Below are 22,208 nucleotides of genomic sequence, written 5' to 3'. Positions count from 1 at the left end.
AAATGAAAAAGTTACTATATTTCTTTATGCTTTGTATAAGTTTTTGGGGAACCGCCCAAAACAATGCGCTTTTTAATGAAGCCACCGAAGCCTATAATAAAGGGGATTATGAAAAAGCGATAGAAAACTATTTACAAATTCAAAAAAACGGAAAGCATTCCGTATCGCTATATTATAATCTAGGAAATGCATACTATAAATTGAACAAGGTTGCCCCAAGCATTTATTATTATGAAAAAGCCCTACTGTTAAAACCCAATGACCCCCAGATAAAGAATAATCTGGCCTATTCCCAAAATATGGCCCTGGACGCTATTGAAGAATTGCCCGAAACAGGAATTTCCAAAATCTACAGACAGGTCACTACTTTTTTATCCTTTGACCAATGGGCCTATGCGGCAGTTGCCTTTATGGTGTTGTTCGTTCTTGCCTATATTGCATTCTATTACCTCAAATACGCCACACAAAAGCGTATTGCCTTTATCACAAGTATTGCTTCATTAGGCGTGGTTGCCCTCACCATTACCTTTGCCTATTTGCAATATCGTGATTTCAAAGCGGATCAACCTGCCATTGTATTTGCAGAAGAAGTCTCCGTACGATCGGAACCCAACAATCGCAATGCTGAAATCTTTAAATTACATGAAGGGGCCAAAGTGTATGTATTGGAAGAGCTAAACGATTGGAATGAAATACGATTGACCGACGGTAAAACGGGATGGATTACCAAAGAAAGTATAAAATTGTTGAGGGATTTTTAGACTATATTTAACAAAGTATACGTTCAATACATTTATATTTGTTATAAATTATTTTTATACATGATTAAATTCATTATCAATGTCTTTCTATCTACGCTATTGATTACGGCCATAATGGCACCTTCAGTAGTTACGATTTTAGATCTTGACTGTAAATCATGGAGTGTCATTGATTTAAATGACGATGAAAATAAACAAGAGAATAAAAAGGAATTGAATGAAAAAGACGTTTTCTTTTACATTTTGGAAAGTGGCATTTCTGCTTTCCCACCCTTAAAAACTTCATCGAATCCCTTTTATATTGAAAAAGGATATTCCCATGTACGGGATATTTTTCTCCCCCCTCCCAAATACGCTTAATTCTAAGTATTTTAGTAGTAATTCAATAAAACCGTCTTCTAGTTACACCTAGAGGATTTTATAATATTTTAGGTATGTTTAAATCTATAAAAGACGATTTACCAGCAAGTGTCGTCGTATTTTTTGTAGCACTGCCCCTCTGTTTGGGTATTGCTTTGGCTAGTGGTGCCCCATTATTCTCCGGATTAATTGCTGGAATTGTTGGAGGAATTGTTGTCGGAGCGTTGAGTGGATCTCAAATCGGGGTCAGTGGACCGGCAGCAGGTCTAGCGGCAATTGTTTTAACCGCGATAGGCGCATTGGGCGGATATGAAAATTTTCTGGTCGCTGTGGTATTGGGCGGAGCTATTCAATTATTGTTTGGCGTATTAAAAGCCGGAATCATTGGGTATTACTTTCCCTCTTCGGTAATTAAAGGTATGCTTACAGGAATAGGGCTTATTATTATTTTAAAGCAGATTCCGTATTTTTTTGGTTTGGATAAAAACCCAGAAGGTGACTTTGCCTTTTTACAGGTAGACGGAGAAAATACCTTAACAGAATTACTCAAGGCCTTAAATGCACTGCTAAGTGGTAATTTTAATTCTGGAGCAACGATTATAGCTCTGGTAGCTATTGCCATCTTGTTGTTGTGGAGTAATGTATTTAGTAAGATGGGGAAATTTTTCCAACTTGTACAGGGACCATTGGTTGCCGTAGTCATTGGGATCGTTTATTTCTTTTTCACCCAAGGAACGGATCTTGAACTGGCCAAAGAACATCTTGTTTCTGTTCCTGTACCAGATAATTTGGACAGCTTTTTTAAGCAGTTCAGTTTTCCGAATTTTGGCGCGATCACCAATCCACAGATATGGGTAACCGCATTTACCATTGCTTTGGTAGCAAGCTTAGAGACCTTGCTTTGTGTGGAAGCTACGGATAAACTTGATCCTCAAAAGCGGGTTACTCCAACCAATAAGGAATTATTGGCTCAAGGTACTGGGAATATGATTTCCGGTTTTATCGGAGGATTGCCCATAACCCAAGTAATCGTTAGAAGTTCTGCTAACATACAATCTGGTGGTCGCACAAAGGCAAGTGCCATAATACATGGTTTTTTCCTTCTCATTTCTGTGGTAACCATACCAAAAATTCTCAATTACATTCCGTTGTCCGTGTTGGCAGCCATACTCTTTATCGTTGGTTATAAACTGGCCAAACCTGCCACTTTTAAGGCCATGTGGAAAGCAGGTTGGAAACAATTCGTTCCTTTTATCGTAACTGTTGTCGGAATCGTGTTTACAGACTTATTAATAGGGATTGCTCTTGGACTTGCTGTAGGGATTGTGGTCGTCCTATACAAAAGCTATCAGAATTCGCATTTCTTACATATCATAGATAAGAGCAACGGGGAACAAAGACTAAAAATGACATTGGCGGAAGAAGTCACCTTTTTTAATAAAGGAGCTATCCTTAAAGAATTGGACAGACTTCCCCAAGACTCCTATTTAGAGTTAGATGTTAGGAAAACACGATATTTAGATGCCGATATTATAGAAATTTTAGAAGATTTTGCGGAAAAGGCCAAAAATAGAAATATTAATATTAAACTTATTTCTGAGCGTGGAGAAATTGAAAACCCACCCAGTTATATCGAATTTTTTAGACTAAGACCTAAGACAGCTTAGAATACGAACATAAAAAATCTATAGATGATAAAAGCACATACTAAAGAAACACAGGCCACCATGACCCCACAAAAGTCTTTGGAGGCCTTAAAAGAAGGGAACAAACGGTTTCTAAATCGTCAAAAAGCAGACCGCGACCTTCTCGATCAGGTAAATGACACTAGTACAGGGCAATTTCCTTTTGCCACTGTCCTAAGTTGTATTGACTCCCGGGTTTCCTCGGAATTGGTTTTTGACCAAGGAGTTGGCGATATTTTCAGTATTCGCATTGCGGGAAACTTCATTAACGAAGATATCCTTGGAAGTATGGAGTTTGCCTGCAAACTTGCGGGAACCTCCCTTGTTGTCGTTCTGGGACATACCAGCTGCGGTGCCGTAAAAGGAGCTTGTGATCACGCCAGAATGGGGAATTTAACGGCCCTTATCAATAAAATAGAACCTGCCGTGGCCGCAGTTGTAGAACCTACGGATGAAAGCCTCAGAAATTCTTCGAACATAGAATTTGTGAATAATGTATCCGCAAAAAATGTTCGGATGACCATGGACAATATCAGAAAGGAAAGCCCTATACTGGCCGAAATGGAAGATGCTGGTGAAATCAAGATTGTTGGTGCCATGTATGACATCAATGACGGCAGCGTTACCTTTTACGAATAGCATTCCTATTTTAAAGCGTTTTTGCTTTCCACAGATAAAAAGCCCAATCTCCTTACGAGATTGGGCTTTTCTTCTAAAAAATGATATCTTACCCACAATTTTAGCTTCTTATTTCTATGAAAAACTTTTTTTCCAATTTTAGAGGAGATTTATTTGGGGGGATTACTTCAGGAATTGTAGCACTGCCCTTGGCATTGGCTTTTGGGGTTTCTTCGGGTCTAGGCCCAGATGCCGGACTGTACGGCGCCATTTTTATTGGCTTTTTTGCAGCACTCTTTGGAGGTACGCCAACACAGATCAGTGGCCCAACAGCACCAATGACCGCTGTAAGTGTATTGATCATCTCTGGTATTATTGCTTCAAATGATGGCGATGTCGAAAAAGCACTGCCCTCCATTTTATTGGTCTTTTTGTTAGCCGGACTCATACAGATCGCATTGGGTTTTGCCAAAATAGGAAAATACATCAAATACATCCCATATCCCATAGTCTCTGGTTTTATGACCGCTATTGGGGTTATTATCCTCATTACCCAATTGTTGCCCGCACTTGGTTACTATCCTAAAGAAGACACAGATTATGTCAACAAATTTCAACCTCAGGCCAAGGAAGCAATCCTGCAAAAAATCTTAAAGGAAGAGGTTGGAAAAGACTATCTTGTTTTGGAAGATTTTTCAGAAACGGAAAAACGCGGAAGCGAGATTACGGACGCAGCAATTGTAGATAAATCCAGAACCATTGCCAAAAATAGCGCTAAATCTGTATTCGGCACCATAAAGGTTCTTCCACGGGCGCTTAAAAATATTGATTGGATGGAATTTGCCCTGGCTTTGGTCACTATTATCATCATATTCGGGTTTAAACGAATCACAAAAGCCATTCCAAGCACTTTAATAGCCCTTCTTACCGTCTCTGGGGCTGCTTATTTTTTAGGCCTGGACTATCGATCTATTGAAGAGATCCCTTCTGGTTTTCCCCTTCCACATTTGGAAATGTTTACCAATTTTAGTTTGGGGCAAGTATCTCCCTATTTCTTTACGGCACTCTCCTTGGCATTTTTAGGTGCCATTGATTCTTTATTGACCTCCATAGTTGCAGACAACATGACCAAAACCAATCATAATCCCAATAAGGAATTGGTAGGTCAAGGTATAGGAAACAGTATTGCGTCTATCTTTGGGGGGATTCCTGGAGCCGGAGCAACAATACGTACAGTGGTCAATATCAATGCCGGAGGTAAAGGACGTCTTTCCGGAATTACTGCAGCACTGCTATTACTGATTATTCTTCTGGCCTTAGGACCTGTAGCTTCGCAAATTCCAGCAGCCGTCCTTGCTGGGATTTTGATTACGGTAGGTATTGGGGTAATGGACTATAAAGGGCTTAAAGCCATTCCCAATTTACCAAAAAGTGAAATTGTAGTCATGCTTTTGGTGTTGGTACTCTCGGTTTTTTGGGATTTGGTCAGTGCCGTTGGTATCGGTTTGGTTTTGGCCTCCCTAATTTTTATGAAAAAAATGGGGGACGTTACCGCGGATAAATCCAAGATAAAAAGCATAGAAGAAGCAGATGATGGTCTATGGGATGACGAAAGCGCCTTCCCGGACAATTTAAAAGAAGAAGTTTTTATCAAACATCTTTCCGGCCCCTTATTTTTTGGGGCAACCAATGACATCCAACAACTGTCCAAGCAAATTCCCGAAACGGCAAAATTGGTGATATTACGTATGGATCATGTTCCTTATATTGATCAATCGGGACTCTATACCCTGGAAGATATTATCTTAAACTTGCAACAGAAAGGTGTTAAGACAAGTATTGTAGGCGTTCAAAAACAGCCGTTGTACTTATTGAAACGCATTGATATTGTTCCTGATCTTATTCCTGAAGAACGTATATTCAAGACTTTTGACCCTTGTTTGGATTGGATCAAGTCCCATGTTTCGGATACCGCTTCCGCTTAATTGGCCCTTCCGCATGCATTTGCATTACTATTTGATAAATAATCTACCTATAGCTGCTCAAAAGTTTTTAAATTTGCGGTTCATAGTTTTTCAAGAATGATTGATAAGATAAAGGAACATATTGCGGCCGTAGAAGAATTTTCCAGTACCCAAAAGGAAGCTATTGAGGCTTTCCGCGTGAAGTATTTAGGAAAAAAGGGATTGATGAATGATTTCTTTGCCGAGTTTAAAAATGTACCCAACGACCAAAAAAAGGAATTTGGGCAGACCATCAATACCTTGAAGCAAAAAGCTACGGCCAAGGTAAATTCTTTAAAGGAGGCTTTGGAGAATAACACAGAAAGCGTTTCTGCTTATGGAGATCTTACGCGTCCTGGAGAGCCCATTACGCTTGGGGCAAGGCATCCTATATCTATCGTAAAGAATCAAATCATTGATATCTTCTCCAGAATTGGGTTCAATGTATCCGAAGGTCCTGAAATAGAAGACGATTGGCACAATTTTACAGCACTGAACCTTCCCGAATATCACCCTGCAAGAGATATGCAGGATACTTTTTTTATTCAAACTGATCCGGATATCCTCCTACGTACGCATACTTCATCAGTACAAGTACGCTATATGGAGAACAATCAACCTCCCATTAGAACCATTTCTCCGGGGCGGGTCTATCGCAATGAAGCGATATCTGCACGTTCCCATTGTTTTTTCCATCAAGTGGAGGGTCTCTATATTGATAAGGGAGTTTCTTTTGCCGATTTAAAACAAACCCTTCAATTTTTCACCACCGAGCTTTTCGGAAAGTCAAAAATCCGACTACGCCCTTCCTATTTCCCATTTACGGAACCTAGTGCAGAAGTAGATGTATACTGGGGATTGGAGACGGAGACCGATTATAAAATGACCAAGGGAACCGGGTGGCTGGAAATCATGGGATGCGGTATGGTAGACCCAAATGTGTTGACCAATTGCGGTATTGATGCCGAAGAATATTCCGGATTTGCGTTCGGAATGGGCATCGATAGAATTGCATTACTGCTCCACCAAATTTCAGATATCAGGTTATTGAGCGAAAATGATGTGCGCTTTTTAGAACAGTTCAAAAGCGCGCTGTAAAAAATTCCGAGAATAAATAGCTATCATCCGTGAAAAAAGATATTGAAATTCCTATTGCAAAAGAGGTATCTGTTGCCCTTGTCCATGAATGGAACGAAGAATTTCTGGATAAGGAATGGAATGCCTATATCATCAATCACAGAAATGACCCCATTGAAATGGTATTGGTGATGTCTAAAGGGCATGATGCTGATCGTAAAACATCTACCATGCGTCATGCTATTGAGGTTGTAGGGGCTAAATCTTTCGAAAAAATAGAGAACGTCCAAGAAGAAGTTCTTGGGCTTAACAATGAGTTTTATGTCACTTTTTTTGCGGACAATAAAATGTACGAACGCAAATATCACTTTTCTAAAAATACAGTGAATGCAGCTGCTTTGACTACTCTTCCCGTAATCAATAAAGAAGGTATCTACGGCCAATAAATTTCACATTTTAAATAGAAGCAACCTTTTCTTGGCACGTGCATCTTCTAATAAAAGATATGCCAAAGAAGCTATTGCTCCCAGTGCTCTTGCTTATAATGTCATCCTGTTTAAGAAATGTTGATGATGAGATTGTAGATTGCGCACTATTTGATCCTGCCATTCCTATCATTACCATAACCTATGTAGATGCCGATGGTAATAACCTGATTAGAAACGAAACCTTCAATGCCGATGATATTGAGATCTTACGTGCCGATGGCAGCGTTGGTGGTGGGGTTATTTTACCGAGAATGGATGAAGAAATGCCCGAAAACAACCCCTTTAATTATACCTTGTGGATAGCTCTCCCACGTTCTGAAACAGAAACCTATCGCATACAATTGACAGACATGGTTACCGACGAGTTGCAGTTTACGGCCCAACGCCAGAACCTACCCTGCGGCCTCTCTTATTTTATCCCTATCAGTGGCACCTATAATGGTACTGATATCACCATTGTTGAAGACACTATTGATTTTAGGATACGTATTGTAGTGGAATAGCTATGGTTAACGCAAAGGAAAGCCCTTTGCCGCCCACCATGGATGCATTTCAATGACCAGTCTCCCTGCTTTTACCATAGGATCGGCATTAGCAAGGCTGTCTGCCATGTTTTGGGTGGGTGTATTGTATATGGTAATTCCACGAATTTCCCCATCATCCCCAAATGGTCCGGAAATATCCGCATAACCTTCTTTGTACATCTTTCCTAAATGGGCCAGATGCAATTTCTGTAGACTATCTGCCTCAGCTTTGGGTTGACTCCGATTAGGACCACGCTTTAGAAAAGCAATAAAATACTGTTGCATAATCACCGTATCTTTGGTTTCCTCATCTACATAATCAAAAATCTGAAATCCTTTCCTGCTTAATTCCTCCTTCACCTCGGCCATGGATTTTTTAGAGGCTTCCGTCTGTTCTTCCATAAGCTTTTCTACCTTTCCTTGTTCTTGCTTACAGGAAAAGAATACCATGGCAAGAATAACTACATAAAGATATTTCATTTGTTCCAAGTGTTATAGGGTTGTTTGCTCAATTGTGAATTATAATATCTGGTGTCTCCAGTAACCTCTCTCCCCAACCAATCCAGTCGGGTAAAGGCCTCATCTTCATGTCTTAATTCTATTTCTGCAATAACAAGTCCCGCATTGTCTCCAAAAAACTCATCCACTTCATAGACATGATCTTCACACGACACGTGATAACGCACTTTCTCAATCACACCTTTCTCGCACAAGGGCAATAAGGCTTCTGCATCCGTTTTTGGAATGACCTTCTCCCATTCAAAACGTGAGGTCCCTTGTTTGTTGGACTTTCCTTTGATGGTAAGATACGCTTTTTCTCCCTGTATTCGTATTCTAACGGTCCGCTCCGGGGCCGTATTTAGAAACCCTTGAACAATGCGTTCTTTGCGAAAAGCTTGTTGCTTATAGGCATCGGAATTTACCAAAAATTTGCGTTCTATTTCAATCATTGTATGTAGTAAGCTGTTCCAATTCTCTTTTGGAGGGACATTTTTTTCTTCTATCCTTAATACATCATCCTAGAACTAAGATATCGCTTAAATTTGTAGTATGGATATTCCCTTGCGAAAAATTATTCACGTGGACATGGATGCATTTTATGCTTCCGTGGAGCAATTGGACAATCCAGAGCTCATTGGGAAGGCCATTGCCGTTGGGGGAAGTGAAAAAAGAGGAGTAGTCTCCGCGGCTAGTTATGAAGCCCGAAAATTTGGTGTTCGGAGCGCCATGAGCAGTTATATTGCCAAAAAAAACTGCCCACATCTTATTTTTGTGCGGCCGCGGTTTGCCCGATACAAGGAAATTTCCCAGAAAATCAGAGCCATATTTTATGAATATACCGATCTTGTAGAACCCCTTTCTTTAGATGAGGCATATCTGGATGTTACCGTAAACAAAAAAGGAAACCCATCCGCTACCTTGATTGCCAAGGAAATTCGTGAACGCATCTATACAGAGCTCAATCTGCGCGCGTCAGCTGGGATTTCCATCAATAAATTTATCGCAAAAGTAGCCAGCGACATCAATAAACCCAACGGCCAAAAAACCGTTAATCCCGAAGAAGTCCTTGCCTTTTTGGAAGAACTGGAAATCCGTAAGTTCTACGGGGTGGGCAAAGTCACTGCAGAGAAAATGTATCAACTCGGTATTTTTACGGGGAAAGACCTCAAAGAAAAATCTCTGGACTTTCTAGAAAACCAGTTTGGCAAAAGTGGGAAACACTATTATCAAGTAGTCCGCGGTATTCATAACAGTCCGGTGAAACCTCATCGCACTCCAAAATCTGTAGGAGCGGAACGCACTTTTCGGGAAAATCTAAGCAGTGAAATCTTTATGATGGAACGTTTGGATAATATTGCAACGGAACTAGAAAAACGCCTACAAAAATCCAAACTGGCCGGAAAGACCATCACCTTAAAAATAAAATATAGCGACTTCACCCTGCAAACGCGCAGCAAGACACTTCCCTACTATATTGCGGACAAGAATCTTATTTTAGAAACCGCCAAGGAGCTCTTATACCAGGAAAAATTAGAAAATTCCGTGCGTCTTCTGGGTATTTCCCTGGCCAACCTCAACACCGATAAAAAAGAGAAAACAGCTGAAGAAGAGGAAAAAACCATCACGGTACAGTTAAAATTTGAGTTTTGATCTCTTATTCTTAACACATTGGGCTTTGGCGTTAAAATAACTTAACACTATCCTCATCCCTAAGTAATCTTCAACCTATTATTTCGGGAAAAATTACAATCATGAAAAATCAATTCTTTTTTTACGCAATGCTCTTAGGGTGTTTATGTTCTTGTGATCGTCTAGACGATTTTATCGGAGGTGGAGGAAATGGCGATGACGGGGATACAAATACCATCGGTTCCCTACGCTTCATAGGAGAACAGATCATCCCGGACAATACACTTTTCAATGGCCATGTCATCGGTGGTCTTTCCGGCATAGATTACGCCAATGGAAACTATTATTTGATCAGTGATGCCCCTACTGCGCCCATTCGTTTCTACAGGGCCACATTGGATTTTGACGCTAATGCTTTTACAGGGGTCACTGTTTTTAACGAAGTGGAACTTCTTACTCCTCAAAATGATCCTTTCGGTGAAAACGAAGCAGATCCGGAGGCCATTCGATTTGATCCAAAGACCGGAAATATTCTTTGGGCCAGCGAAGGTTATGTGGATGACAGAAACGTTAACCCCTTTATTCGCGAAGCTTCTCTTTCCGGAGCGCATCTTAGGAATTTTAATGTGCCAGCACTCTTTCAAGCGAATCCAGATGCTAATGCAGGCCCACGAAACAATGGTACTTTTGAAGGCCTCTCTTTAAGTCATGATGGAAGCGGATTCTGGGTGGGTATGGAATTGCCTTTGATACAGGATGGCCCTGCTCCTGTTTTTGAAACTGAAACAGATTCCCCGGTACGCATTGCTTTCATCGATCGTGAAAGCGGGAATTTTAGAAAACAATTTGCTTATGAATTGGATCCCGTGGTCCGCGATGGCGGATTTACGGTAAATGGTCTTGTAGAGTTATTGGAATATGAGAAAAATAAATTCTTGGTTCTGGAGCGTTCCTTCGCCTCAGGTTTTGACGATGGTGGGAACAATGTACGCATCTATAGTGTTGATGCCTCCAATGCTACGGATGTTTCTTCCCTATTAAGTCTGGAAAATGTTGATTTTACTCCGGCGACCAAGACCCTTTTATTTGATTTTGAAAGCATTCGCTCACAATTATCTACCGTTCCTGGAAGTAGTGCTTCCATCGTTGACAATATTGAAGGGATTACTTTTGGTCCCCAGCTGGCCAATGGAAACCGATCTTTGGTCGTTGTTGCAGATAATAACTTCAGTGCCTTTGGAGCACAACTAAACCAATTTATTGTTTTTGAAGTACTTTCTTAGAATCCACAACAAACACTATATAAAAAAGGCCATCGGAATCTGTTTTCCAATGGCCTTTTCACTGTCGCTTTATTCCTGATAGTATAGCACTTCCAAAAAGGTGTTTTCAGTGTTTTTTTCACTTCCCTCAGATTTCAATTCTTTTACTACTCCTCCTATTTTCATCGGTTTTTCTTCCAACCTAACCGTACTTTTTGCATGGGCTATATAGGCAAAAGCATTGCTTCCCATTTCTTTGATTTCATAGACATCGTAGGCTTCAATAATGGGAACCATGGAAAAGGTAGTGACATTATTGACCATAATAGGAATCATAACGAACCCCTTAAACGCTGTTTTACGTTCTACACGTTTAGGAACACCTGTTACGACTACGCTCTTTCCCAAAAGACGCTCCGATTGTAATTGTGAAGGAACAACAACTTCTGGGCGATATTTTTGATATGCCATTTTTAAATCTTCGTCCAATGCCTCTATGATGCGCATTTGTCCATTCTCATCCAAATCAGAAATCGCAAGCTCCAAGAATAGTATCATTTTTTGCTTACTGCTGTAACGACCAGCCACCTTTTTCAATTCGGTCTTTGCTATAATGCCATCATCGGATTTTGTCATCAGATGATAAAATCGTCCTCCGTTATCCAATGCCGTTCTTGCTTCCTGAAGGGTATTATAGGGAGTTACCTTTTTCATATCAATGGTATTTTCTTTAGTACAATTTATAGGTGTAACCCATCTTAAAAAAGTTACAAGAAAGTCACTTTTATTCCTTTTTAGCAGTTAAAAAACCACTATTCATGTTATTTTTTGTTTATGCTATCGGCCCAAAATACACCGCTCTTTGACTTCTTATTAAACAAAACTGTTAATCATACATTTAAATTTGCATCCCTAAGGTATCTTTTAGTAGTATTGTGTTAAAATTAGGAATCCCATATTGCGGATACGCAATACGTCTATAGCGATAACAAGGTATAGATTCTCTGTGATTATAGCTCTTAATTCATATCTTATGAAAAATTACGAAACAGCAGCCCATCAGTTTTACAGTAGGCAAAACCTAAAGAATCTTCCCTTGAATTCCTGGGATCTCTACAGTACACATTTTGACGCCCTATGTGCAGAAGCCAAAGATCTTCACATCCTAAAAGACTTAGCAAAAGCAAATTCGTGGAGTGCACCCGTTGCGTTTGAGGAAGCCCTTATTGACCGTAAAGAAGTTATTGTGGTTACCGATGCCGCTTTAAATATTGTTCATGCCACGCACAATATGATTGCCATGAACGGGTATACGCTCAAAGAAACCAAAGGACAAAAACCAAAAATGTTTCAAGGAGCATTAACGTCTAAAGAAACTACCCAAAAGATTGCCAAGGCCATTAAGAACGAAGAATCTTTTGAAACCGTTGTACTTAACTACCGCAAAGATGGGAGTACCTATAATTGCTGGATCAAAGGGCAACCTTTGTTCAATGACCATGGAAAAGTGGTAAATTTTATCGCTTTTGAGCGCGAAGTTGCTTAGTATTATATATTGTTTTCATAAAAAACCCTGGATGATGCACCCAGGGTTTTTTTATATTCTTCAAAAAAGTTGAGCCTTAAAAATTACATGTTTCTATTTCCGTAACCCGCAAAGTATTTACCATTCCCTTTTCCTTGATAGGCATTGCCGCAAGGCTTATTAACATATCCCCTACATCTAAAAAGCCTTTTTGACAAGCAATTTTATTGACATCTTCTATAGTTTCATCGGTAGATACAAATTTGTCATAGTAAAATGCCTTTACTCCCCATAATAAATTAAGCTGGGTCAATATTCTTTTATTGGAAGTAAAGACCAGAATATGGGCGCTAGGTCTCCATGCAGATATTTGAAAGGCGGTATACCCACTATTGGTCAAGGTAGAAATTGCCTTGGCCTTGATCTCATTGGCCATAATGGCGGCATGATAACAGACCGATTTGGTAATGTATCTTTTAGTACGAATATGTGGAGGATCATGCGGAACACTGATAAGGTTGGATCCTTCAACACTCTTTAGAATACTTGTCATTTTCTCGATGACCTGAACGGGATAATTCCCCACAGAGGTTTCACCGGACAACATAACAGCATCGGCCCCATCCATAACAGAATTGGCCACATCATTCACCTCAGCTCGTGTTGGGGTTAAGCTGGTGATCATGGTCTCCATCATCTGCGTGGCAATAATTACAGGAATCCTGGCCTTTTTTGCCCGAAGTACCAATTGCTTTTGAATCAAAGGAACTTCTTGGGCGGGAACCTCAACTCCCAAATCCCCTCTAGCTACCATTAAGCCATCGCAATAGGCTACAATCTTATCAATATTTTCTACAGCCTCCGGCTTTTCTATTTTGGCTATGATTGGAATTTTATGCTCGGAATGTTCGTTGATAATTTTTTGAAGATCCACCAAATCCTGACTGAAACGCACAAAGGATAAGGCAATCCAATCTACATTCAAGGAAATCGCAAAAATCGCGTCTTTTACATCTTTCTCTGTTAAAGCCGGTAAGGAAATATTGGTATTGGGCAAGTTTACTCCTTTTTTGGATTTCAAGGGACCTCCCTGAATCACCTTTGCCTTTACTTCATCTTTTCCATTGGTAGACAGTACTTCAAACATTAATTTTCCGTCATCCAATAAAATACGTTCCCCTGTCTTCACATCCTTGGGGAAATTGGTATAGTTCATATATACCTTTTCCGCATTTCCCTCAAAGGGTTTTCCGGTTACAAAAGTAATCTCATCTCCAGGGAGCACTACGACTTCCCCCGCCATGACACCAACTCTTAGCTTCGGTCCTTGCAAATCGGCTAAAATAGAGGTGTTGGCTCCCAGCTCATCATTGAGCTCCCGAATGATGTTGATCCGTTGTTTTACATCTTCATAATCGGCATGTGAAAAATTAATTCTAAAGACATCCACTCCTGCTTCGATCATTTCTCTGAGCACATCTTTCTTACTGGTCGCAGGTCCTAGCGTTGCAACTATCTTTGTCTTTTTCTTGCTTGGCATTCTCTAAAAAATTAAATTGTTCTTCGATTTAAGTTTATTGCTCTCTACCATATAAGCCGTGATTACCTGCGGAATGGTTAAGATCAACTTTACGATATCCTGTCCAAAATCCAACTCATCCCGTTCAATCTTTAAAAAATAATCCACCTCTTTGTATTCTGGCACTAAATGGTGTCTTGTGTAGGATAGCTCTTCTTTAAAGAGGCTGACTTCATCGGTATGGGCTTTCTTTATGCTGTTGTTGATAATCAAAGTCCAATACGCATCGTTGACAACATCTTTCCATTCAAAAATGGGGAAGGATCGGTTTTCCGAAATATCCAGATCATTCCTAGATCGACGCAATTTTGATTTTAAACGTTCATTTAATGCATAGGCAATAGCATAATCTTCCAAACTGCTGTGTATTGCAATAAGGGCAAACGAATCTTCATAAAAATCATCAGAGATTCTATGTATTGCTGTCATTAATTTATTCGTAAGCCGTAAATATATAATTAATAACCAAATTAGCCTAGTCTATACAGGGGTTTAGGCCTTTATAGGCTTACGCAAACGTTATCGTAGCGTTATTTGTGTTTTAAGAATCGCCTATTTTGTCCTGCAATGCAAAATACGCCCTTTTTGAAGCTTTTTCTTCCGCTTTTTTCTTGGAAGTGGCCCGAGCTTTGGCCATAATTCTTTTATCAATGGAAAGTTTTACTGCAAAGTGCTTTAGGGAATCATTTCCAGTATCTTCATAGACATCGTAGTGGAAGGTCTTTTTTTGTTTTTGACACCATTCGATCATTAAGCTTTTGTAACTAATGACTTTTCCTTCTAACTGTTCAATATCAACATAGGGATCTATGACCCTACTTTTAATGAATTTCTCGCAGTAATCATATCCACGGTCCAAATAAATAGCGCCCACCAACGCTTCAAAAACATTCCCGTGAATATTATTTCCGAAGTGCGATTTTGGGATTCTACTCTCTACAAAATCAATAAGATCCAAATCTTTCCCCAACTCGTTTAAGTGCTCCCTACTCACAATTTTAGAGCGCATTTTTGTGAGGTAACCCTCATCTCCGGCAGGGACTTTATTGTACAGGTGCATGGAGATAATGGTTCCCAGCATAGAGTCTCCAAGAAACTCTAAACGTTCGTAGTTCATGGGCACGCCATCGCTATCCTTCTTATTTACCGAACGGTGCAGAAAGGCCTTTCTATAAATGTCAATATTTTTAGGTTTAAATCCTAAAATCCGGGTCATTCCCAAAAAAAAATCCCCATCCTCTTTCGGATGGGAATTAAAGATATTTGATAGGAATGCCATCTAGTATTAACTGATTTTCTTAAAGATTACGCAAGCATTATGTCCCCCGAAACCGAAGGTGTTGCTCATGGCAACCTTAACATCCCTTTTTTGCGCCTTGTTTAAGGTGAGGTTCAAACTAGGGTCTATATTTTCATCTACTGTAGTATGATTGATTGTTGGGGGCACAACGCCATTTTCCATGGCTAAAATAGAGGCTATAGCCTCAATGGCACCTGCAGCACCCAACAAATGTCCGGTCATGGATTTTGTTGAATTGATATTGATATTCTTAGCATGTTCCCCAAAAACTTGAGTGATTGCTTTCAATTCAGCAACATCTCCCAAAGGTGTTGATGTTCCATGTGTATTGATGGCATCGACATCTTCCGGCTGTAGGCCTGCATTTTCCAAGCAGTTTTGCATTACACGTACTACTCCAATACCATCTGGATGTGGTGCGGTCATATGGTGGGCATCGCTAGACATCCCTCCACCAACAACTTCTGCATATATCTTAGCCCCTCTTGCCTTTGCGTGCTCATATTCTTCAAGTATCAATGCACCAGCGCCTTCCCCAAGTACAAAACCATCTCTTGTTGCGTCAAAAGGTCTAGACGCTGTTTCCGGGCTTTCATTTCTTGTAGAGAGGGCATGCATCGCATTAAAACCACCCATTCCCGCAATGGTTACGGCGGCTTCACTTCCTCCGGTAACAATAACATCGCAATGTCCCAAACGAATATAATTTAAAGCATCGATCATGGCATTGGCCGAAGAGGCACAGGCAGATACCGTGGTATAGTTAGGTCCCATAAATCCGTGCTTAATGGAAATATTTCCGGGAGCGATATCTGCAATCATTTTAGGAATAAAGAACGGGTTAAAACGCGGTGTTCCATCCCCTGCCGCAAAATTCAAAACTTCGTTCTGGAAGGTTTCCAGGCCTCCGATACCGGCACCCCAGATAACCCCTACCCGAAATTTATCGATAGCATCCAAATCCATTCCCGAATCCTCGATCGCTTCATCGGAAGAAATCAGGGCATATTGTGCAAATCTATCCAGCTTACGTGCTTCCTTTCGATTAAAATAATCACCAGGATCATAATCCTTTAATTCGCAGGCAAACTTAGTTTTGAATTTTTCTGTATCATAATACGTAATGGGGGCGCAACCACTCTTGCCGTTTACTAAACCATCCCAATACGCTTCAATATTGTTACCAATGGGTGTAAGTGCACCCAAACCTGTAACCACAACTCGCTTTAATTGCATTGAACTAAATTTTAGATTTAATTTCTAAGCCATGTGTAAATTAAAAAAAATTATCCATGCGGAACGATTACCGCATGGATAATTTTAAATCTTGTCCAAGATAGCATAAGATTACTTAGCTTCTTCTATATAACTTATAGCTTGGCCAACCGTGGCGATATTTTCAGCTTGATCGTCTGGAATTTGAATATCAAATTCCTTTTCGAATTCCATAATCAACTCTACTGTATCCAATGAATCTGCTCCTAAATCGTTGGTAAAGCTTGCTTCAGATACAACTTCGTTCTCATCAACCCCCAGTTTATCAACGATAATGGCTTTTACTCTTGATGCAATGTCTGACATAATTATATTAGTTTTAAAAATTTAATTGTTGGCAAAAATAAAAAACTTTGGTTTAATTACACGTTTTGACGATAAAATGTATGGTAATTTAATAAATTTAAAGGGATAGCAGCGCTTTTCAGATCAGATTTTGGCCCCCTTTTAGGGCATCATTGGTTTAAAAGTGGATAAATATTCATTTTTTCGATTCTAATTTCGGATTCTAGTTTACATTTGAGCCATAAAAATGGAATCCATGAAACGTATTGTCCTCTTTGCTTCCGGCTCGGGCTCCAATGTTGAGAATATTGCGCATTACTTTCAACAAGACCTTAATGTGGAGATCAGTTGTGTGCTTACCAATAAGAAAGATGCCAAAGTGATCGAAAGGTGCAATCGATTAAAAATCAATGCCCTATTTTTTAACAAGACGGCTTTTAAAGATACCGATTGTGTGTTGAACATTCTTAAGGGTATGGCTCCGGATTTAATTGTTCTTGCCGGTTTTTTATGGAAAATTCCTCCCCATCTTATCGCCCATTTTCCCGACAAAATCATTAATATTCACCCTGCACTTTTACCCAAATACGGCGGAAAAGGAATGTATGGTGATCAGGTGCATAAGGCGGTTAAGGAGAATGGGGAAGCAGAAAGCGGTATTACCATACACTATGTCAACGAAAATTATGATGAAGGCGCTATTATTCATCAAGCGCGCACGGAGATTCTACCTCAAGATTCTGCAGAGGATATCGCCCAAAAAGTACATGCGTTGGAATATGAGCACTTTCCCCAAATAATCGCCCAACTCTTAGCGGAACAATAATGGCTAAAAAAGATAAATTTTATACGGTTTGGAAAGGCCATAAGCCTGGTATTTACGATTCTTGGAATGCCTGTAAAGCGGCCATTGCCAAATATAAGGGCGCGCAGTATAAATCTTTCGCCAGCTTTAGTGAAGCAAAGAAAGCCTATAATGGTTCCTATGACGATTATAAAGGAAAAAAAACCAAAACAAGTTTGAGCACGGCCGAATTGCAGCGGATTGGAAATCCAAATTATCATTCCATTGCCGTGGATGCAGCTTCCAGTGGCAATCCTGGTGTTATGGAATATCAGGGCGTAGATACAAAAAGCGGAAAAAAATTATTCCTGCAAGGGCCCTTTCAGGAGGGTACTAATAATATTGGGGAGTTTTTGGCCATTGTTCATGGCTTGGCTTACTTGAAACAGCAGCAGAGCGATCGCATCCTGTATACCGATTCCCGAACTGCCATGAGTTGGGTTCGAAAAAAACGTTGCAATACCCAATTAAAGGAGAACGCCAAGAACAAACCCCTTTTCGATATGGTGCGTCGCGCCATAGCGTGGCTGAACACAAATTCGTATCAAACCGTTGTTGTGAAATGGGAAACCAAAGCCTGGGGAGAAATTCCTGCCGATTTTGGAAGAAAGTAAAATTCTCCCTTAAAATTCAGGAACTTCTGTCAATTTTAAAATTTGCCGTCTAGGCTATCGCTATTGGCTCTTCAAAGCTGTATATTTGCATCGAATTTTTAAAAAATTACATGGGTAAACTTTTAATTGTGGGCTCCGTTGCTTTCGATGCGATCGAGACCCCTTTTGGCAAAACGGATAAAATTTTAGGTGGAGCGGCACCCTTTATTGCCTTGGCGGCCTCACAGTTTAATACTAAAAGTGCCATAGTATCTGTTGTGGGAGAAGATTTCCCTCAAGAATACCTGGACCTGCTCTCCGATAAGGGCATAGATGTTTCGGCCATAGAAATTGTAAAAGGAGGAAAAACTTTTTTCTGGAGTGGAAAATATCACAACGATATGAACACTAGGGATACCTTGGTTACAGAGTTGAATGTCCTTGGCGATTTTACCCCTGTTGTTCCCGAAAATTTCAAAGATGCCGATGTGGTCATGTTGGGGAATTTACATCCCAATACACAAATGAGTGTAATTGATCAGATGGCAAAACGACCAAAGTTGGTAGTATTGGACACCATGAATTTCTGGATGGACAATACCTTGGATGAGCTGTTGAATGTCATTAAACATATCGATGTCATTACCATTAATGATGAAGAGGCCAGACAATTGACCCATGAGTATTCTTTGGTAAGGGCAGCAGAAAAAATTCAGGAAATGGGACCAAAATATGTGGTGATCAAAAAAGGAGAGCACGGTGCTTTGCTCTTTCATAAAGAGAATATCTTTTTTGCTCCGGCCCTTCCTTTGGAAGAAGTCTTTGATCCCACTGGCGCGGGAGATACTTTTGCAGGCGGTTTTTCCGGATATTTGGCGGCATCAGAAAATATTTCCTTTTCCAATATGAAAAATGCTGTGATCCATGGATCCAATTTAGCTTCCTTTAGTGTAGAACGCTTTGGAACGGAACGCATGAAAAATCTAGATAAGACCGAAGTAAACAATAGATTGCATCAATTTAGGAAATTGACCCAGTTTGACATAGAATTACAATAAATATTCGCCCCAATTTTTGGGGCTTTTTTAATCTACAAAAGAATGAGTGACGCCATTAAACACGAATGTGGAATTTCTTTGATCCGCCTGTTAAAACCTTTAGAGTATTACAAGGAAAAATACGGTTCTGCCTTTTATGGGGTAAATAAAATGTATCTTATGATGGAGAAGCAGCACAACCGTGGGCAGGACGGAGCAGGCTTTGCCAGTATCAAATTAGATATGACGCCTGGGGAGCGCTATATGAGCAGGGTGAGATCTGCACAATCCCAACCCATCCAGGATATTTTCGCCCAAATCAATGATCGGATCAATACGGCCCTTGAAGAACATCCAGAATATGGAGACAGTGTAGCACTACAAAAAAAGAACATTCCTTATATAGGGGAAGTACTGCTTGGTCATGTGCGCTACGGAACTTTTGGGAAAAACGGGATCGAAAGTGTACATCCTTTCTTGAGGCAAAACAACTGGATGCACCGTAACCTTATTATGGCCGGGAATTTTAACATGACCAATGTTGATGAACTCTTCAACAATTTGGTACAATTAGGGCAGCATCCAAAAGAAATGGCAGATACCGTGACAGTCATGGAAAAAATAGGACATTTCCTAGATGATGCAGTGGCCAAACTCTATAAGCAGATAAAAAAAGAAGGCTATAACAAACAGGAAGCCTCCCCCTTGATCGCCGATCGTTTAAATGTGGGCAAAATCTTAAAACGCGCTGCAAAAAATTGGGATGGGGGTTATGCCATGACCGGACTTTTAGGACATGGAGATGCTTTTGTTTTACGAGATCCTTCCGGTATTAGACCTACGTATCACTATCAGGACGATGAAGTAGTCGTGGTGGCTTCGGAAAGACCTGCCATTCAGACCGTCTTTAACGTTGCCTATGACGATATTGAGGAATTAGACCCTGGGCATGCCATCATTATCAAGAAAGGGGGTACTGTTTCCATTAAAAAAATATTGGAACCAAGAGAACGCAAAGCCTGTTCTTTTGAACGCATTTATTTTTCCCGCGGTAGTGATAAGGAAATATATCAAGAGCGAAAAGAATTGGGCAAACTTATCTTTCCCCAAATTCTTAAATCAATAAACAGTGACCTAAAAAATACGGTATTCTCCTATATTCCAAATACGGCAGAAACTTCCTTTTTTGGAATGGTCAAGGAAGCTCAGAACTATCTTAACAAAAAGAAGGAAGAACAAATTTTATCCATTGGGGAGAAAATCACCAAAGAGGAACTTCATAAAATTTTGGATGTACGGCCAAGAATAGAGAAGGTTGCCATAAAAGACGCCAAGCTCAGAACCTTTATTACCCAAGACAGTAGTAGAGATGATCTTGTGGCCCATGTATATGACATTTCATACGGCTCTGTAAAAAAGGGAGACAATTTGGTCATCATTGACGATAGTATTGTTCGCGGAACCACACTTAAAAAGAGTATTATACGTATCCTTGATCGCTTATCTCCAAAAAAAATCATCGTAGTTTCCTCGGCACCTCAGATCCGCTATCCGGATTGTTATGGGATAGATATGGCCAAATTAGAGGATTTCATCGCCTTTAGGGCTGCTCTGGAATTGCATAAAGAAAGAGGGAGCATGCAATTGGTTGAAGAAATCTACGCCAAATGTGTAAAGCAGGTCAATGCCATTGAAGCAGACATTAAAAATCACGTCAAAGATTTTTACGCCCCCTTTACCGTAGAAGAAATTTCAACAAAAATAGGGGAATTGTTAAGCTCACAAGAAATTAATGCCGAAGTAGAGATCATTTATCAGACCATTGAAAACCTGCACCAAGCCTGCCCTAAAAATTTAGGGGATTGGTATTTCACAGGAGATTATCCCACATCTGGAGGAAATAAGGTCGTAAATAAAGCCTTCATCAACTTTTACGAAGGGAAAAACGAAAGAGCGTATTAACATTATTATCGATGAAACGCACATATTTATGCATTTCATCGATAATTTAGGTTTTTCATCGGCTTTTTAGCCAAATGGATCGTAGCAAGAGTACTTTTAAACTTGCCATAGCATAAGTAGGTTAAGTTCATGGTAAGATTTGGGGCAAAAAAGGTGGACGTCAGTCCGCCTTTTTTATTTTATTCCCATCAATTTTTTCTCCTTCTTTTACCTTTTTTGCGCATTTCAACCCAATACAAGGGTATTCATCTAAAACTTTTTAGTATCCACTCCTTCCCCTCTATATTTGGAGAACCATAGCATAAGTAGGTTAAGTTCATGGTAAGATTTGGGGAAAAAGGTGGACGTTCAGTCCGCCTTTTTTATTGCAAAAAATCCAGATATACTGCAGTCCCAACGAAGAAATACCCCCCAGATAGCGTTCAACCCTTTTAAACGACCTTTCGTCCAATTCTTTTTAACGCCCGATAAATACCGCATATCTTTGGAGGACCATAGCATAAGTAGGTTAAGTTCATGGTAAGATTTGGGGAAAAAAGGTGGACGTTCAGTCCGCCTTTTTTATTGCAAAAAATTCCCGAGATATAGTAGTCCCAACGAAGAAATACCCCCGAGATAGAGTTCAACCCTTTTAAACGACCTTTCGTCCAATTCTTTTTAACGCCCGATAAATACCGCATATCTTTGGAGGACCATAGCATAAGTAGGTTAAGTTCATGGTAAGATTTGGGGAAAAAAGGTGGACGTTCAGTCCGCCTTTTTTATTGCAAAAAATTCCCGAGATATAGTAGTCCCTCCCAAGAAATACCCCCAGATAGTATTCAACCCTTTTAAACGACCTTTCGTCCAATTCTTTTTAACGCCCGATAAATACCGCATATCTTTGGAGGACCATAGCAT

General features: G+C 40.0%; 23 protein-coding genes. 15 read left to right on the top strand and 8 right to left on the bottom strand.

Features of this window, described 5'->3' with window-relative positions; genetic code table 11:
* Nucleotides 1–2: 2 nt before the first annotated feature.
* From ACEXOE_RS08305 to ACEXOE_RS08270, 8 genes are all read left to right on the top strand, one after another.
* Nucleotides 3–761, top strand: a complete 759-nt coding sequence (locus tag ACEXOE_RS08305) for an SH3 domain-containing protein (RefSeq protein WP_394748277.1) — start codon at nt 3–5, stop codon at nt 759–761.
* Between the two features lie 60 nt (nt 762–821).
* Entirely contained in the window at nt 822–1,121 is a 300-nt protein-coding gene (locus ACEXOE_RS08300; RefSeq protein ID WP_394748276.1) for a hypothetical protein, read from the top strand.
* A 74-nt stretch (nt 1,122–1,195) separates the two neighbouring features.
* Nucleotides 1,196–2,788, top strand: coding sequence for a SulP family inorganic anion transporter (locus ACEXOE_RS08295; protein ID WP_394748275.1), 1,593 nt, complete (start codon nt 1,196–1,198; stop codon nt 2,786–2,788).
* Between the two features lie 27 nt (nt 2,789–2,815).
* Nucleotides 2,816–3,445: a carbonic anhydrase family protein gene (locus tag ACEXOE_RS08290; protein ID WP_394748506.1), complete on the top strand. Its 630-nt coding sequence runs from the start codon at nt 2,816–2,818 to the stop codon at nt 3,443–3,445.
* Nucleotides 3,446–3,561: 116 nt separating this feature from the next.
* Nucleotides 3,562–5,409: a SulP family inorganic anion transporter gene (locus ACEXOE_RS08285; protein WP_394748274.1), complete on the top strand. Its 1,848-nt coding sequence runs from the start codon at nt 3,562–3,564 to the stop codon at nt 5,407–5,409.
* Nucleotides 5,410–5,505: 96 nt separating this feature from the next.
* On the top strand, nt 5,506–6,525 hold the full coding sequence (pheS, locus tag ACEXOE_RS08280; RefSeq protein ID WP_394748273.1) for a phenylalanine--tRNA ligase subunit alpha: 1,020 nt from the start codon (nt 5,506–5,508) through the stop codon (nt 6,523–6,525).
* Nucleotides 6,526–6,554: 29 nt separating this feature from the next.
* Complete coding sequence (locus ACEXOE_RS08275; protein WP_394748272.1) at nt 6,555–6,950, top strand: hypothetical protein; 396 nt, start codon at nt 6,555–6,557, stop codon at nt 6,948–6,950.
* Between the two features lie 59 nt (nt 6,951–7,009).
* Nucleotides 7,010–7,495, top strand: coding sequence for a hypothetical protein (locus tag ACEXOE_RS08270; RefSeq protein ID WP_394748271.1), 486 nt, complete (start codon nt 7,010–7,012; stop codon nt 7,493–7,495).
* Nucleotides 7,496–7,501: 6 nt separating this feature from the next.
* Here ACEXOE_RS08270 and ACEXOE_RS08265 read toward each other — a convergent pair whose 3' ends face one another.
* The gene (locus ACEXOE_RS08265) at nt 7,502–7,996 is read right to left on the bottom strand and encodes a YciI family protein (protein WP_394748270.1); all 495 of its coding nucleotides are present in this window, start codon (nt 7,994–7,996) and stop codon (nt 7,502–7,504) included.
* Nucleotides 7,993–8,466 carry a CYTH domain-containing protein gene (locus ACEXOE_RS08260; RefSeq protein WP_394748269.1) on the bottom strand — a complete coding sequence of 158 codons (474 nt, stop codon included), beginning with the start codon at nt 8,464–8,466 and terminating at the stop codon, nt 7,993–7,995. The genes ACEXOE_RS08265 and ACEXOE_RS08260 overlap by 4 nt, the downstream gene beginning before the upstream one ends.
* 100 nt (nt 8,467–8,566) lie before the next feature.
* Here ACEXOE_RS08260 and dinB point away from each other — a divergent pair, with 100 nt between their 5' ends.
* Together dinB and ACEXOE_RS08250 are read left to right on the top strand one after the other, a co-directional pair.
* Nucleotides 8,567–9,667, top strand: coding sequence for a DNA polymerase IV (gene dinB / locus ACEXOE_RS08255; RefSeq protein WP_394748268.1), 1,101 nt, complete (start codon nt 8,567–8,569; stop codon nt 9,665–9,667).
* 101 nt (nt 9,668–9,768) lie between these two features.
* Nucleotides 9,769–10,929: an esterase-like activity of phytase family protein gene (locus tag ACEXOE_RS08250; RefSeq protein WP_394748267.1), complete on the top strand. Its 1,161-nt coding sequence runs from the start codon at nt 9,769–9,771 to the stop codon at nt 10,927–10,929.
* Nucleotides 10,930–10,998: 69 nt separating this feature from the next.
* On the opposite strand, the gene ACEXOE_RS08245 is transcribed toward ACEXOE_RS08250, so the two are convergent.
* Nucleotides 10,999–11,622 carry a hypothetical protein gene (locus ACEXOE_RS08245; protein ID WP_394748266.1) on the bottom strand — a complete coding sequence of 208 codons (624 nt, stop codon included), beginning with the start codon at nt 11,620–11,622 and terminating at the stop codon, nt 10,999–11,001.
* 319 nt (nt 11,623–11,941) lie between these two features.
* Between ACEXOE_RS08245 and ACEXOE_RS08240 the strand changes: the two genes are divergently transcribed.
* Nucleotides 11,942–12,454 (top strand): PAS domain-containing protein, encoded by a 513-nt coding sequence (locus ACEXOE_RS08240; protein WP_394748265.1) that lies wholly within the window; start codon nt 11,942–11,944, stop codon nt 12,452–12,454.
* A 76-nt stretch (nt 12,455–12,530) separates the two neighbouring features.
* Here the strand turns inward: ACEXOE_RS08240 and pyk are convergent, their stop codons facing one another.
* The 5 genes from pyk to ACEXOE_RS08215 form a co-directional block, all read right to left on the bottom strand.
* Complete coding sequence (pyk, locus tag ACEXOE_RS08235) at nt 12,531–13,973, bottom strand: pyruvate kinase (protein WP_394748264.1); 1,443 nt, start codon at nt 13,971–13,973, stop codon at nt 12,531–12,533.
* A 3-nt stretch (nt 13,974–13,976) separates the two neighbouring features.
* Nucleotides 13,977–14,441 (bottom strand): IPExxxVDY family protein, encoded by a 465-nt coding sequence (locus tag ACEXOE_RS08230; protein ID WP_394748262.1) that lies wholly within the window; start codon nt 14,439–14,441, stop codon nt 13,977–13,979.
* A 112-nt stretch (nt 14,442–14,553) separates the two neighbouring features.
* Nucleotides 14,554–15,291, bottom strand: a complete 738-nt coding sequence (rnc, locus tag ACEXOE_RS08225; RefSeq protein WP_394748261.1) for a ribonuclease III — start codon at nt 15,289–15,291, stop codon at nt 14,554–14,556.
* Between the two features lie 6 nt (nt 15,292–15,297).
* Nucleotides 15,298–16,548 carry a beta-ketoacyl-ACP synthase II gene (gene fabF / locus ACEXOE_RS08220; RefSeq protein WP_394748260.1) on the bottom strand — a complete coding sequence of 417 codons (1,251 nt, stop codon included), beginning with the start codon at nt 16,546–16,548 and terminating at the stop codon, nt 15,298–15,300.
* 111 nt (nt 16,549–16,659) lie between these two features.
* A complete protein-coding gene (locus tag ACEXOE_RS08215; RefSeq protein WP_047247024.1) occupies nt 16,660–16,893 on the bottom strand; it encodes an acyl carrier protein in 234 nt (77 codons plus the stop codon).
* Nucleotides 16,894–17,128: 235 nt separating this feature from the next.
* Here ACEXOE_RS08215 and purN point away from each other — a divergent pair, with 235 nt between their 5' ends.
* The 4 genes from purN to ACEXOE_RS08195 all read left to right on the top strand — a co-directional run bounded on the left by purN (nt 17,129) and on the right by ACEXOE_RS08195 (nt 21,308).
* Nucleotides 17,129–17,698 carry a phosphoribosylglycinamide formyltransferase gene (gene purN, locus ACEXOE_RS08210; RefSeq protein ID WP_394748259.1) on the top strand — a complete coding sequence of 190 codons (570 nt, stop codon included), beginning with the start codon at nt 17,129–17,131 and terminating at the stop codon, nt 17,696–17,698.
* Complete coding sequence (locus ACEXOE_RS08205; RefSeq protein WP_394748258.1) at nt 17,698–18,330, top strand: ribonuclease H1 domain-containing protein; 633 nt, start codon at nt 17,698–17,700, stop codon at nt 18,328–18,330. Before purN ends, ACEXOE_RS08205 begins: the two co-directional genes overlap by 1 nt.
* Before the next feature lie 110 nt (nt 18,331–18,440).
* Nucleotides 18,441–19,367: a PfkB family carbohydrate kinase gene (locus ACEXOE_RS08200; RefSeq protein ID WP_394748257.1), complete on the top strand. Its 927-nt coding sequence runs from the start codon at nt 18,441–18,443 to the stop codon at nt 19,365–19,367.
* Nucleotides 19,368–19,409: 42 nt separating this feature from the next.
* A complete protein-coding gene (locus tag ACEXOE_RS08195) occupies nt 19,410–21,308 on the top strand; it encodes an amidophosphoribosyltransferase (protein WP_394748256.1) in 1,899 nt (632 codons plus the stop codon).
* Nucleotides 21,309–22,208: the final 900 nt, after the last annotated feature.

Source organism: Spongiimicrobium salis (assembly GCF_043678055.1).
GTDB lineage: Bacteria > Bacteroidota > Bacteroidia > Flavobacteriales > Flavobacteriaceae > Spongiimicrobium > Spongiimicrobium salis.
Note: the sequence above shows the minus strand (reverse complement) of the source record. Positions and strands in the feature narration are given on the sequence as shown.

Bases quoted from the DNA above. Each gene is read 5' to 3' on its own strand.
- ACEXOE_RS08305 (WP_394748277.1), top strand. From the start codon at position 3: ATGAAAAAGTTACTATATTTCTTTATGCTTTGTATAAGTTTTTGGGGA.
- ACEXOE_RS08300 (WP_394748276.1), top strand. From the start codon at position 822: ATGATTAAATTCATTATCAATGTCTTTCTATCTACGCTATTGATTACG.
- ACEXOE_RS08295 (WP_394748275.1), top strand. From the start codon at position 1,196: ATGTTTAAATCTATAAAAGACGATTTACCAGCAAGTGTCGTCGTATTT.
- ACEXOE_RS08285 (WP_394748274.1), top strand. From the start codon at position 3,562: ATGAAAAACTTTTTTTCCAATTTTAGAGGAGATTTATTTGGGGGGATT.
- pheS (WP_394748273.1), top strand. From the start codon at position 5,506: ATGATTGATAAGATAAAGGAACATATTGCGGCCGTAGAAGAATTTTCC.
- ACEXOE_RS08270 (WP_394748271.1), top strand. From the start codon at position 7,010: ATGCCAAAGAAGCTATTGCTCCCAGTGCTCTTGCTTATAATGTCATCC.
- ACEXOE_RS08265 (WP_394748270.1), bottom strand. From the start codon at position 7,996: ATGAAATATCTTTATGTAGTTATTCTTGCCATGGTATTCTTTTCCTGT.
- ACEXOE_RS08260 (WP_394748269.1), bottom strand. From the start codon at position 8,466: ATGATTGAAATAGAACGCAAATTTTTGGTAAATTCCGATGCCTATAAG.
- dinB (WP_394748268.1), top strand. From the start codon at position 8,567: ATGGATATTCCCTTGCGAAAAATTATTCACGTGGACATGGATGCATTT.
- ACEXOE_RS08250 (WP_394748267.1), top strand. From the start codon at position 9,769: ATGAAAAATCAATTCTTTTTTTACGCAATGCTCTTAGGGTGTTTATGT.
- ACEXOE_RS08245 (WP_394748266.1), bottom strand. From the start codon at position 11,622: ATGAAAAAGGTAACTCCCTATAATACCCTTCAGGAAGCAAGAACGGCA.
- ACEXOE_RS08240 (WP_394748265.1), top strand. From the start codon at position 11,942: ATGAAAAATTACGAAACAGCAGCCCATCAGTTTTACAGTAGGCAAAAC.
- pyk (WP_394748264.1), bottom strand. From the start codon at position 13,973: ATGCCAAGCAAGAAAAAGACAAAGATAGTTGCAACGCTAGGACCTGCG.
- ACEXOE_RS08230 (WP_394748262.1), bottom strand. From the start codon at position 14,441: ATGACAGCAATACATAGAATCTCTGATGATTTTTATGAAGATTCGTTT.
- rnc (WP_394748261.1), bottom strand. From the start codon at position 15,291: ATGGCATTCCTATCAAATATCTTTAATTCCCATCCGAAAGAGGATGGG.
- fabF (WP_394748260.1), bottom strand. From the start codon at position 16,548: ATGCAATTAAAGCGAGTTGTGGTTACAGGTTTGGGTGCACTTACACCC.
- ACEXOE_RS08215 (WP_047247024.1), bottom strand. From the start codon at position 16,893: ATGTCAGACATTGCATCAAGAGTAAAAGCCATTATCGTTGATAAACTG.
- purN (WP_394748259.1), top strand. From the start codon at position 17,129: ATGAAACGTATTGTCCTCTTTGCTTCCGGCTCGGGCTCCAATGTTGAG.
- ACEXOE_RS08205 (WP_394748258.1), top strand. From the start codon at position 17,698: ATGGCTAAAAAAGATAAATTTTATACGGTTTGGAAAGGCCATAAGCCT.
- ACEXOE_RS08200 (WP_394748257.1), top strand. From the start codon at position 18,441: ATGGGTAAACTTTTAATTGTGGGCTCCGTTGCTTTCGATGCGATCGAG.
- ACEXOE_RS08195 (WP_394748256.1), top strand. From the start codon at position 19,410: ATGAGTGACGCCATTAAACACGAATGTGGAATTTCTTTGATCCGCCTG.